The following is a 13570-nucleotide window of genomic DNA, read 5'->3' as shown; positions in this document are numbered from 1 at the left end:
GCGGAAGGTATTAAAATGTTAATTTATATAATAAATGTAATATTATTGAGCTTTGTAGTATTAGTTCTATTTGTGTTAAATCTATTAGATACAAAAAAGGGAAAAATGACTTTTTTAATTATAGCCACCTTACAACTAATTCTTTTACAAGGTTTAAGAAATGAGAGTGTTGGTGCAGATACAAGAAGTTATCTGAAATACTTTAACCATATACAATATTTTGACATGGAAGCTTTTATATCTCATAGGTTTGAGATAGGTTATAAGTTTTTAAACAACTTACTAGCACAGATTGGTATAAATGACCAAATATTTCTTACATTAGTTTCTGCGTTAATCTTGGTACCTGTGTCGGTTTTCTTATACAAAAACTCTACCAATGTTTATTTAAGTTTATATTTATATATTACATTTGGATTCTATGCTGCTTCATTTAACACATTAAGGCAAAACATTGCATATGGAATTATTTTGCTTTCATTTCAATATATAAGGGATAGAAAATTTATTCCTTTTTTATTAATAGTTTTACTAGCCTCCACATTTCATTTTAGTGCGTTAATTTTCGCATTTGCATATTTTCTAGCTAGAATTAAATTAACTATACCTACTGTTTCTCTAATAGTAATACTTACCATACCAATAGCATTTCTAAAAAATCAAATAACTGCTTTCATAATTAGTAATTTTTATCAAACCTATAATGTTACTCATACTAATGCCTACACGTGGTTTTTTTTCAATTTAACTTTATTTGCAATAGCTATGTTGTACCATCAACAAATAATAGAGGGAAATGAAAAAAGACTGAAGAAAAAAAATGATAGGAACCTAAATCAAAAACCTATTCAAAAAAGTGAATATATTACTAATACTAAGAGCATTGAAATGTATTACACATTAACATTCATTGGAATTCTTTTAATGTTGTTTGCAAGTGTTTCTACTAATGCGATGAGGATAGTGAATTATTTTTATCTATTTATCATAGTTTTACTTCCCGCTTCAATATCAGGTATTAGGAGTAAATACATTAGATCAATAGTAACTTTAATGCTTATATTTGGAGCTGCTACAGTTTATATTTACTTTTTAAATACGCCTAGCGATCATAATTTTGTTCCTTATAAATTTTATTGGTGAATATTCAGTTGTGAAATCAAATTTCTGCAAATCAAGGGAAAATGATCATGCTAAGTTTTTATAAGTTTAATTTTAAGATTAACTTAAGAAGTTGGTGAACTAATGAAAAAAATCAAGGTAGTAATATTTTTATATTCTTTGGGAGGCGGGGGTGTTCAAAAGTTTCTTATTAATCTATTAAAAAAGATCGATTTAGATAAATTTGAGATCAGCTTAGCTCTAGTAAATAATAGAGGAGTTTATTTGACAGAAGTCCCAAATGAGATAAAAATAATAGATTTAAAAGCAAAAAGGGTACATTTTTCTTTATTTCCTTTAGTTAGGTATATTAATCAAGAGAGACCAGATATACTATTTAGTATTGATACCTCTATAAATATTATAGGTATATTAGCCAAAATATTGAGTAAAAGAAAACCCAAAATAATTATTAGACAGGCTGTAGAAATAAATGATTTATCTACTAATAAAACGAAGTTATTTTTAGCTAAAATTTTCTACCCGAAAGCAGATAAATGTATTGTATTAACTCATACTATGAAAAATAGATTAGTAACTAATTTAAGGGTTCCAAATCAATTAATTGAAGTAATATATAATTCTATTGATATTAATGACATCTTATTTAAGAGAGCTGAAGAAGTGGAAAGTTCCTTTAAAGAACTCGCTACCCCTAAAATTATCTCTGTAGGGAGATTGACCAGTCAAAAAAATCACTTAATGTTAATAGAAGCATTTAAATTAGTCTTGGAAGAAACCCATGCTACATTAATAATAATTGGAGAAGGTGAAGATAAAGAAAAAATCAATAGTAAAATAAAAGATTTAAATTTGGAAAATCAAGTAATCATGTTAGGTTACCATAGCAACCCTTATAAATATTTATTTAATTCTGATATATTCGTTTTGGCTTCTGTATATGAAGGTTTAAGTAATGCCTTATTAGAAGCTCTGGCTTGCGAAATTCCAATTATAACAACCGACAATCCCGATAACATCATTTCTCACAACGTAAACGGATTTAAAGCAAATATACAGAAAGAAGATATAGCAAAAAAAATTAAAGTCCTACTCAAAAACGAAAACACCAGAGAAAGAATGATTAGCAACAATAAAAATTATATGTATAAATTTGATGTTGTTAATATGGTGAATAGCTATGAGAAATCATTCATGGATACCATTGACTGATAATAACTTAATTATCAAAAGAGATAATTAGGGAGTATTTTTATTAAATTAAATTTATAGGTGGTGGGTATTAAATTATGTCAATCAAGCAAAAATTGAAAAATAATGATCAAATTGTTGATTTTTATAAAGATTTAAAATATCTGTATTTTAAAAATTTTAATTCAGATCAACGTTTACTAAAAAAACAATTCAAGAAAAGGCTAAATAGAGATTTAGATCTTGATAACCCTATAAAGTTCAATGATAAATTGCAATGGTTAAAATTAAACTGGTACAACTCATTAGCCACTCAGTGTGCTGATAAGTATGAAGTTAGAAAATTTGTTGAAGAAAAAATTGGTAAACAATACTTAAATGAATTATATGCTGTATATGATTCAGTAGATCAAATCGAGATAAATAAATTACCAAAATCTTTTGTACTCAAAGGTACACATGGATCTGGTTTTAACTTAATTTGCAAGAATAAAGATGAAATAAACTGGAAAAAGTCTTTCAAAAGAATGAGAAAGTGGATGAATAAGAATTATTATTGGTTCAATCGAGAGTGGGTATATAAAGACATAAAACCTAGAATAATTTGTGAAAAATACTTGGAAGAAGTTGATTCCAATCAACTTAAAGATTATAAGTTTTTCTGCTTTAATGGTGAACCAAAGCTTATCCAGGTGGATTTCGATAGGTATAGTAATCACAAGAGAAATATCTATGACTTGAACTGGAATTTGACGGATATAGAAATAGTATATCCTCGAGATGAAAGTCAATATATAGAAAGACCATATAACTTAGAATTAATGATCGAATTAAGTAAAACATTATCTAGAGACTTTCCTCATGTAAGAGTGGATTTTTACGTATTAAATAATAATGAGATTTACTTTGGAGAGTTGACTTTTTTCCATGAAGCAGGTGTAGGAAGATTTAATCCTCCTTCCTCTGAAGAAATTATGGGTAATTGGTTGGAATTACCTAAAAGTAATAGTTAACCTGACTTATATAAAGTTATAGTTGTTTGGGGTGATATCTTGGATATAATTTTTAATGATTCTAATAACAACATTGGTGGAATCGAGATAATGTTTATAGAAATGGCAAAAGCATTATCAGTTGAACATAACGTGTATTTTGTTGTTAATGAAAATAGCATATATGAAAAAGAGCTATCCAAATTCGATAATATTAAGTTTGTAAAAAAGAGAATTCAAAGAAATATTGAATTTATTTCATCTAATTTGATAAAAAAGGAAAGAGAATCAGTCCTATCCCAATTAAATCTTAGTAAACAATATTATGTTATTTCACCATATTATAATAAATTACAATATTCTTTAGCTATCTTTAATAAAAATAACTTTAAGCACATTAATTTATGGGCTCACCCAGAAAACTGGGCAAGACAATCTAAATTAAAATCCAAAAAAAAGTTTGTAAAAAAAATAAGTCATGGAAAGAAATTTTATTACCAACAAAAACTATTAGTATTATTTGAAGAGAAAAATGCACATTTTTTTGGTGCAAGAGCAGTGCCTGTTTTTAATAGTTGGTATTACTCAGTTCCTCTAAACCCTAACAAAATCAATACATTACCAATACAGCCAGTTCAGACATCGCCTAAGAGATTAATAAATGAAAATGTTAAGGAAATTAAGGTTGTATGGTGTGGTAGGTTTGATTACTTTAAAAATGAAGCTATAATTGAAATTTCAAGAGTTTTAAGTTCGCTTTCTAATTCCTTTCCTGAATATGATGTTAAGTATGGAATTATAGGTTTTGGAAGTGATTATGATAAACAATATATTAGCGAAAATATAGAGAAGAATGGTATTAGGGTAGAATTTATAGGAAAAGTTAGTCCTGAAAAGTTACCTGTAATGTTTAAAGAATATGATGTAGGTATAGGTATGGGGTTAACAGTAAAAAAGATGGCACAAGTCGGACTCCCTTCAATAGTTATAGATTCGTTTACAAACGATTCAAATCATAAAAAAAACAGTAATTGGATTTTTGACACTAAAGAAGGGGACGCAGGAGACGGGTATTACTATAAAATCGCTGGAAGCGAACTAATACAGAGAAAAGAGCTGTATAGTGTTTTAGGTGAGGTATTTAATAGACCTGAAATTTTACAAGATTATTCTGTGAAAAGCTTAAATTTTGTTAATAAACATTATTCATTTGAAGATCAAATGAATATATTCTTGAAAAAATTAGAAGAGTCATCCTTTAATGGAGGGGATTTTCCTTTTTTTAGAAGAAATATCTTTTATCGTTTAATTTATAAAATTTATAATTTTTTTAAGTGATATGATTATTTTGCATTAATAGAAAGTGGGATTTATTGAAAATGGAATTATCATTTTATGTGATGAATAGAAAAGGTTACATAGTTCTTAGGGATTTCTTAAAAACATTTGACTCCGCTAAAATAAAATTTGTAGTTACTTCCCGAGATGAAAATGTGGTGGAAGATTATTTTGAAGATATTAGAAGTCTTTGTGAGAGTTATAATATTATGGTTTATGATAGAAAACAAGCTAAACCACAATGTAATGGATATAAGATTGCTATAGGTTGGAAGTGGATGATAAAAGATACTAACAAACTAATCGTTATTCATGATTCGTTACTACCAAAATATAGAGGTTTCTCTCCGCTTGTAAATATGCTCATAAATGGGGAAAAAGAGCTTGGTGTAACTGCTTTATACGCTTCCGAGAATTATGATGAGGGAAATATAGTAATGCAAAGAGCTTTGCCAATTACATATCCTTTAAAAATTGAAGAAGCGATAAATAATATATCTATTTTATATTCAGAAGTTGTAATATCGATCTATAAAGTATTATTAGATAAAGGCAATATAAGAAGCGTTCCTCAAAACCATAATGAGGCAACGTACAGTTTATGGAGGGATGAGGAAGACTATTTTATTAATTGGGAAAACGATGCATGTAAATTAAAAAGGACAGTAGATGCTTTGTCTTTTCCTTTTCAAGGCGCAAAGTCTTATTTAAATGGAGATTTAATAAAAATAGAAGAAGTAGAAATCTATCAAGATAGAATAATCGAAAATAGAGATGTAGGCAAAGTTGTATTTATAGAACAAGGTTTTCCGATTGTAGTATGTGGAAGTGGTCTGCTAAAAGTAACAAAAGCGGTTGACTCTAAGAAAAAAAGTATCTTCCCATTAAAAAAATTCAAAAGTAGATTTAAAGGAGTATAACAAATTGATACCATTCAATCAACCACCTGTGTTAGGAAATGAGATTGACTATATACAAGAGGCAATTAAATCTAATAAGAAACTTAGTGGCGATGGCCCAATTACTCAAAAGTGTCAGAAGTGGTTTGAAGATAATTTTAAAATTCCGAAATCCCTTTTAACCACTTCCTGTACACATGCACTTGAAATGGCTGCACTTCTAATAAATATAAAACCAGGTGATGAAGTTATAGCACCCTCTTATACTTTTGTATCAACAGTCAATGCTTTTGCTCTTAGAGGAGCAAAGATAGTTTTTGTAGATATTCGACCTGATACCTTAAATATAGATGAAAATCTTATAGAGAATGCTATTACCCCAAATACAAAAGCTATTGTTCCGGTTCATTACGCAGGCGTTGCTTGCGAAATGGACGTGATTATGAATATAGCTAGCAAATATAATCTGTACGTTATTGAAGATGCCGCTCAAGGTGTTATGTCTACCTATAAAGGTAAACCACTAGGTACAATTGGTGATTTAGGTTGTTTTAGCTTTCATGATACAAAAAATTATTCTATGGGCGAAGGGGGAGCGCTGCTTATACGAAATGAGAAGCTTTTAGAACGTGCAGAAATTATTCGAGAGAAAGGTACAAATCGTAGTAAATTTATACGAGGTCAAGTTGATAAATATACATGGGTAGATATTGGCAGTTCCTATTTACCGAGTGAAATTAATGCTGCCTATTTATTACCTCAACTGAAGAGTGCTCAAAAAATCAATGGTGATAGGTTAAGTACTTGGAACATGTACTATAGTAGTTTAAAACATTTAGAGGATAAAGGATTTATTCAATTACCTACTATACCCAAAGATTGTAATCACAATGCACATATGTTCTATATTAAATGTATTGATATAGAACAGAGGTCGAGGTTAATAAATTATTTAAATGAATATAATGTAAAAACAGCATTTCACTATATCCCACTTCATTCTTCTGTAGCTGGCGAAAAGTACGGAGAATTTATAGGTGATGATATTTATACTACTAGTGAGAGCGAACGCTTATTGAGACTGCCTATATTTTTTGAGATTAAAAAGAAGGATATTGAAAAAGTTGTAAGTCTTATAAAAAGTTTTTATAAAAATTAGTAATAAGTTCCCGTTTTGTTTAGGAGAATGAATTTGAATAAGTTTAAAAAGCTCTTTGAAAATAAGTTTGTAAGAAATATAGCGTTAGTTACAAGTGGAACAGCTTTTGCGCAGATCCTGTCTATAGTTTTATCGCCTATCATTACAAGGATTTATACACCTGAAGAATACGGTGTACTTACTGTTTATATTTCAACTCTTATGTTATTAAGTATAGGGGCATCTTTAGATTATCAAAAAGCAATTCCTTTAGCACAAGATAATAAAGCTGCCTATAATCTAATATTTGCTTCTTTCATAGTATTAACTTCATTTTTATTAATGCTGTCACTAATATTATTAATATGGGGCAACGCAATCATAGAGTTGTTGAATAGCGAAGAATTAGCCAACTATTTGTATTTAATCCCTTTAGGTGTCTTGTGTCTGGGAGGATATAATATTATTTTGCACTTTTCTTTGCGAATCAAAGATTTTACAACTGTCACAAGAACTAAAATAACTAGGAGTTTGATATCTAACTTTAGTAAAATTTCTTTTGGATTATTAGGTTTTGGGCCTGCTGGTTTAATTTTTGCCCATGTTATTGGTCAAAGTGGAGGAGTGTATCGACTTTCTTTACCATTAATAAAAAATAGAAATCATTTAAAAGAATCATTTTCATTATATGAAATGAAAACGTTATTAAAGAGGTATGTTAGATTTCCTTTATATTCAGCACCTAGTAACTATGTTTATACAATTGGAAATCAAGCACCGATTTTAGTTTTAGCTGCTTTATTTGGAACTACAGTGTCAGGTCATTATGGATTGGCTAACTCAATTGTAAATTTACCTATTACTCTGATTGCTATGTCTGTTTCTCAAGTTTTTTACTCTGAGGCTGCTAGTATTGGGAAAAGCAATCCGAAGAAAATTAAAATATTATCTTTAAAATTAACCAAAAAATTAGCTTTAATTGGTTTAGTCCCATTAATAATATTTTTTTTATTTGGTCCTATGTTGTTCAGTTTAGTTTTTGGTGAAAATTGGTATGAAGCAGGGGTATATGCGCGGTTGCTATCAGTGATAGCATATGCTCATTTTATAATCTTACCTATGGGACGTATTTTAGAGATATTGGAAAGGCAAAACATTGGTTTAATAATGAATGCTTTTCGATTAGTTTTTATTATACTCGTTTTTTTAATAGCTAATATAAAGAGCTTTTCTGCATTCGAAACTATACTTCTATACTCTATTATCAATACAATAAGCTATATAACTCTTTTTATTATAGTGCAGATAATATTGACAAAGGAAGAGTGATTGAACATCAAAGCTTAAAAAAAGTTAATATTATGGACATTTAATTAAGTTTTTAATTAATATTTACTAGGAGGTTAAAAATGAAAGGTATTATATTAGCTGGCGGATCTGGGACCCGTCTCCACCCCATAACAAAAGCAGTTTCTAAACAAATTTTACCAGTGTACGATAAACCTATGATATATTATCCGTTATCAGTATTAATGTTAGCTGGAATAAGAGAAATATTAATAATATCCACACCTAGAGATATAAGCGTTTTTAAGGAACTGCTAGGAGATGGAAGTGATATAGGTGTAGAGTTTACATATGCTGTTCAAGAAAAGCCAAACGGGCTTGCTGAAGCCTTTATTTTAGGAGAGGAATTTATTGGTGATTCAAGTGTAGCTTTAGTATTAGGTGATAATATTTTTTATGGCTCTAATTTTGGTAATCGAATTATGGAAGTAGCAAAGATGAAAAGTGGAGGAACAATATTTGGTTGTTATGTAAAAGATCCTCGAGCTTATGGAGTTGTAGAAGTTGACAATAATTCTAAAGCCTTATCAATTGAAGAAAAACCCAGCAACCCCAAATCTTCCTTTGCTGTACCAGGTTTATATTTTTTTGATAATGATGTAATAGAAATAGCTAAAAAAGTAAAACCGTCACAAAGAGGAGAAAAAGAAATTACTTCAATTATAAATGAATACCTCGAAAGAGGAGAACTAAATGTTGAATTAACTGGACGTGGGATAGCATGGTTAGATACAGGCACACATGAGTCTTTGTTAGAAGCGTCTAACTTTGTAGAAGCCATTCAAAAACGACAGGGTTTATATATTGCATGTATTGAAGAAATTGCTTTTCGTAAAGGTTATATCAATAATATACAACTAAGTAAATTAGCTGAACCTTTAATTAAGACAGCATATGGAAGGTATTTGAAAGAGCTTTCTGATTCAACTTATTTAAATGAGGTGAAACAATCCTAATGAATATTTTAGTAACCGGTGGAGCGGGCTTCATCGGATCAAATTTCGTAAAACACATGCTCAAAAATTTCGACCATAATATAATTAATATTGATTCTTTGACATACGCTGGGAACTTAAAAAACTTACAAGATGTTCAAAATAATGATAGATATTTTTTTATTAAAGGAAGTATAGAGGACCGCATTTTACTTGAAAATGTTTTTCAAAAATACGACATTCAAGTAGTTATAAACTTTGCAGCAGAATCTCATGTAGATAGAAGTATTTCAGACCCGGAAATTTTTTTAAACACAAATGTAATTGGTACGCAAGCTTTATTAGATGCTGCATTGAATTATTGGAAGAGCGAGTCAGAAAATAAATATGATATTAAATTTAAAGATGAAGTTAAGTTTATTCAAATTTCTACTGATGAGGTTTATGGGACGTTAGGAGAAACAGGTTATTTTACCGAGGAAACAGGTTTGGCTCCAAATAGCCCTTACTCTGCTTCCAAAGCTGCTTCAGACATGATAGTACGTGCATACCATGAAACTTATGGTTTACCAATTAATATAACACGTTGCTCGAATAATTATGGGCCCCTACAGTTTCCAGAAAAATTAATTCCTTTAATGATTAATAATGCTTTAAAAGAGAAGTCACTACCAGTTTATGGAGATGGATGCCAGGTTCGTGACTGGTTACATGTTAAAGATCACTGTAGGGCAATTGACTGCGTGCTTCGTTATGGGAAAAATGGGGAGATTTATAATATTGGTGGAAACAACGAAAAAAAGAATATAGAAATTGTAAGGTTAATATTGAATAAGTTAGATAAAAGTGAGAGTTTAATTAAACATGTTCAAGATCGGCTTGGCCATGATCGAAGATATGCGATTGACAATACTAAAATTATGAGTGAGTTAGGTTGGTCTCCTGAATACTCTTTTGAAGAAGGAATTCAAAAAACCATTAAATGGTACTTAGAAAATGAAGAGTGGATGGAAGATATAACATCAGGTGACTACATTAATTACTATGACCACATGTATAACTGTTAGTTAAAAATCAAGAGTAGTGAAGCCGGGTTAAAATTGAGAGAGGAGACTTTATATGTATAAAATAGCAGTAGCAGGAACCGGATACGTTGGCTTAGTCGCTGGCGTGTGCTTCGCAGAGATGGGCCATCAAGTAATTTGTGTAGACATTGATGAAGAAAAAGTTGAAGTAATGAAGTCAGGAGTTTCTCCAATTTATGAAGCAGGGTTGGAAGAACTCATGCAGAAAAACTACTCCAAAGGAAGAATCGATTACACCACAGATTACCAAAGTGCTTACAAAGATGCAGATGCGGTGTTCCTAGGTGTAGGAACACCAGAAAAACCTGATGGATCTGCAGATTTGTCTTACATAGCAACCGTTGCTAGACAAGTAGCTGAATCTGTAGAGAAAGACTGTCTAGTAGTGGTGAAATCCACAGTACCTGTTGGTACTAATGATAAAGTTGAACAATTCATCCAAGACTTCTTAGTTAACGATGTGAATGTGGAAGTAGCTTCTAACCCAGAGTTTCTCGCTCAAGGATCTGCTGTTCGTGACACCCTTCACGCGGAAAGAATTATTATTGGTACAGAGACAGAGTGGGCGGAGCAAATATTGAAAGAGATCTATGAGCCTTTCAATCTTCCAATAGTTTCTGTGAATCGTAGGTCGGCTGAAATGATTAAGTATGCTTCCAATGACTTTTTGGCATTGAAGATTTCTTATATGAACGATATTGCCAACCTTTGTGAATTGGTTGGTGCAGATATCAAAGACGTGGCTGAAGGTATGAGTTATGATGAACGAATTGGTTCTAAGTTCTTGAATGCGGGGATCGGTTTTGGGGGATCATGCTTCCCGAAAGATACACAGGCTCTTGATTACTTAGCTCAGCAGAATGGCTATGAACTTAAGACAGTGAAGGCAGCGATTGATGTAAACAAAAATCAAAAAACTTCCCTTTATAGAAAAGCAAGTAATCGATTGATTACATTCAATGGCCTTAAAGTTGCGGTCTTAGGGTTAACGTTCAAGCCAGGAACTGATGACCTGCGTGAATCTCCATCACTTGATAATGTACCTTTACTTTTGGATCAAGGTGCGGATATCTATGCATACGATCCAGTAGGAGCAGATAACTTTGCAAAAGTTTATCCTGAAGGTCCTAACCGTCAAGGGTCGATTACGTATGTTAATAAGGTAGAAGAAGCATTAGAAAATGCTAATGTTTGTTTTGTATTTACAGAATGGGGAGAGGTTAAAGCTGTTACTCCAGAATTATACCGTGGCTTGATGCGGACGCCTTTAGTCTATGATGGACGGAATATCTATGATATTGAAGAAATGAAGAAAGCGAAAGTAGAATACCATTCGGTTGGTAGAGAACCAGGGAGAGTGGAAGTTAGGAGAGGAGAAGCATATGAACTACAATCCACTAGATACTAAGAAAACCTATCTAGTAACCGGCGCAGCTGGCTTTATCGGTTATTACCTCTCGAAGAAGCTTCTTAATGAAGGGTGCAAGGTAATAGGACTTGATAATGTGAATGATTATTATGACGTAGGACTTAAAGAAACACGTCTAGGTTTACTGAAACCGCATGACAGCTTTACATTCCTTAAGAAAAACTTAGCTGACAAAGAAGCTATTGATTCAGTCTTCAGAGAATATCAACCCGATATTGTTGTTAATTTGGCAGCACAGGCTGGTGTCCGGTATTCTATCGAGAATCCAGATGCGTATATGGAGAGCAATGTCATAGGCTTCTATAATATTTTGGAAGCTTGTCGTCATAACCCTGTAGATCATTTAGTTTATGCATCATCTAGTTCTGTGTATGGAGCGAATAAAAAGGTTCCTTTTGAAGAAACGGATTTTGTCGATCACCCGGTGTCTTTATATGCTTCAACTAAAAAGTCTAATGAATTAATGGCTTATACGTATAGTCATCTTTACAATATACCTGCCACAGGCCTGAGATTCTTTACAGTTTATGGCCCGATGGGACGTCCAGATATGGCTTATTTCGGATTCACAGATAGATACTTCTCTGGGGAACCAATTAAGGTTTATAACAATGGTGACTTTGAGAATGATCTTTATCGTGATTTTACTTATATCGATGATATTGTAGTTGGTATTGAGCGACTGTTGAGCTATAAGCCAAATGGAGATCAAGGTGCTCCGCATAAAGTTTACAATATCGGTAATAACAGTCCGGAAAAGTTAATGACGTTTATTGAATCGTTAGAGAGAGCATTAAGTAATGCACTGGATAAAAATATAGAGTTTAAGAAAGAATATGAACCTATTAAACCAGGAGATGTACCTGCTACTTATGCTTCTACTAATCAACTACAAGAAGCTGTAGGGTTTAAGCCAAAAACTACCATTCAGGTGGGCTTGCAGAAGTTTGCTGATTGGTATGTAGATTATTATCAGGTAAGATAAGCTTTTTCATTAAAACTCCTTAAACAAATTTAAGTTTAAGGAGTTTTAAATTTATTGAAAAAGTAGCGCACTCTTTTAATTAGAATAGATTAAAAGGAACTTTATTATAGCTGGAATAACTCTAATAAGATGGCGTTATCCATGAAATTATGTAATACAAAAGTCTAGCTAAAGAGGTGATATTAATATGCCGCTAAATTACGTAAACTCCGTTCCTCTTCACATACAACTAAAGCAAATAATTGAACAAAACATTTTAAATGGAGTTTATTACCAACAAATACCTAGTGAACGAGAATTTATTGAGGAGTTTAATGTTAGTCGTAGTACAGTAAGAGAAGCTATAAATCTTTTAGTTAGAGAAGGGATATTAGAAAAAAGGCATGGAAAAGGAACTTTTATATCCCTTAAGCCAATTGATGATTGGCTGGGTAATTTAAGTAGTACATCAGAGACAATTGAGCGCATGGGTATGGAGCCGGGCGCAAAGTTAATTAATTCAGAATTTATGCAACTAAACGAGCGATTACAAATTCTTACAGGTTTAGAGGAAGCTTACCATTTTAAAAGATTGCGCTTTGCAAACCATATCCCCATAGGCGTTGAATATCATTATTATCCATTGGTTATAGGGAATAAGATTAGTTCATTTGATTTAAACCATGAAACTTTATATGACCTACTTGAAAAAGAGCTAGGAATAAAGACGTTTGAAGCAGAGCAAGTAATTCGGTCAGGATTGATTTCAACTGATGATGCAAAATTATTAAATGTTCCTGCCTCTACTAGTATGTTAAAGACTGAAAGAAAACTGTTGGATATTAATGGTGAGTTTGTAGAATTAGAACATGCCTTTTACAGAGCTGATATGTATTCCTTTAAAATAAACCTGTCAAGAAAGAATAATTAAAACAATTATTAAGAGGAAGTAGACCATTCAGAAAATAAGCGGAAAATCATTTAAGCATCCTTACATAGAGAAGTAATCAAACATGCTAATTAAAATGCCAAAAAAATCTTATTATCTTATACATTTCTTCCATAATATAAACAAAAAGTAGATTAATCTTTACATTTCAATTTGTAAATTTCCTTAATATCAAATAGCA

General features: G+C 31.3%; 12 protein-coding genes. All 12 read left to right on the top strand.

Translation table 11 applies throughout. From position 1 onward, the window contains the following. The first annotated feature begins 15 nt into the window (after window positions 1-15). Window positions 16-1143, top strand: coding sequence for an EpsG family protein (locus LCM11_RS08335; protein WP_224893785.1), 1128 nt, complete (start codon window positions 16-18; stop codon window positions 1141-1143). Window positions 1144-1245: 102 nt separating this feature from the next. Beyond that, a complete protein-coding gene (locus LCM11_RS08330; protein WP_224893784.1) occupies window positions 1246-2334 on the top strand; it encodes a glycosyltransferase in 1089 nt (362 codons plus the stop codon). Window positions 2335-2411: 77 nt separating this feature from the next. After that, entirely contained in the window at window positions 2412-3326 is a 915-nt protein-coding gene (locus LCM11_RS08325) for an ATP-grasp fold amidoligase family protein (RefSeq protein WP_224893783.1), read from the top strand. Between the two features lie 39 nt (window positions 3327-3365). Further along, window positions 3366-4643 carry a glycosyltransferase gene (locus LCM11_RS08320; protein ID WP_224893782.1) on the top strand — a complete coding sequence of 426 codons (1278 nt, stop codon included), beginning with the start codon at window positions 3366-3368 and terminating at the stop codon, window positions 4641-4643. 41 nt (window positions 4644-4684) lie between these two features. Continuing rightward, window positions 4685-5563, top strand: coding sequence for a formyltransferase family protein (locus LCM11_RS08315; RefSeq protein WP_224893834.1), 879 nt, complete (start codon window positions 4685-4687; stop codon window positions 5561-5563). A 4-nt stretch (window positions 5564-5567) separates the two neighbouring features. Continuing rightward, window positions 5568-6701: a dTDP-4-amino-4,6-dideoxygalactose transaminase gene (rffA, locus tag LCM11_RS08310; protein WP_224893781.1), complete on the top strand. Its 1134-nt coding sequence runs from the start codon at window positions 5568-5570 to the stop codon at window positions 6699-6701. A gap of 33 nt (window positions 6702-6734) precedes the next feature. Then, window positions 6735-8009, top strand: a complete 1275-nt coding sequence (locus LCM11_RS08305) for a lipopolysaccharide biosynthesis protein (protein WP_224893780.1) — start codon at window positions 6735-6737, stop codon at window positions 8007-8009. An 80-nt stretch (window positions 8010-8089) separates the two neighbouring features. Further along, complete coding sequence (gene rfbA / locus LCM11_RS08300) at window positions 8090-8983, top strand: glucose-1-phosphate thymidylyltransferase RfbA (protein ID WP_224893779.1); 894 nt, start codon at window positions 8090-8092, stop codon at window positions 8981-8983. Then, entirely contained in the window at window positions 8983-10029 is a 1047-nt protein-coding gene (gene rfbB / locus LCM11_RS08295) for a dTDP-glucose 4,6-dehydratase (RefSeq protein WP_224893778.1), read from the top strand. Before rfbA ends, rfbB begins: the two co-directional genes overlap by 1 nt. A 52-nt stretch (window positions 10030-10081) precedes the next feature. Then, on the top strand, window positions 10082-11455 hold the full coding sequence (locus tag LCM11_RS08290; protein WP_224893777.1) for a UDP-glucose dehydrogenase family protein: 1374 nt from the start codon (window positions 10082-10084) through the stop codon (window positions 11453-11455). Beyond that, on the top strand, window positions 11430-12461 hold the full coding sequence (locus tag LCM11_RS08285; protein ID WP_224893776.1) for a GDP-mannose 4,6-dehydratase: 1032 nt from the start codon (window positions 11430-11432) through the stop codon (window positions 12459-12461). The genes LCM11_RS08290 and LCM11_RS08285 overlap by 26 nt, the downstream gene beginning before the upstream one ends. Before the next feature lie 187 nt (window positions 12462-12648). Beyond that, window positions 12649-13371, top strand: coding sequence for a GntR family transcriptional regulator (locus LCM11_RS08280; protein ID WP_224893775.1), 723 nt, complete (start codon window positions 12649-12651; stop codon window positions 13369-13371). The last annotated feature ends 199 nt before the right edge of the window (window positions 13372-13570 follow it).

It is taken from the genome of Halobacillus halophilus, from assembly GCF_020171985.1.
GTDB lineage: Bacteria > Bacillota > Bacilli > Bacillales > Halobacillaceae > Halobacillus > Halobacillus halophilus_A.
Note: the sequence above shows the minus strand (reverse complement) of the source record. Positions and strands in the feature narration are given on the sequence as shown.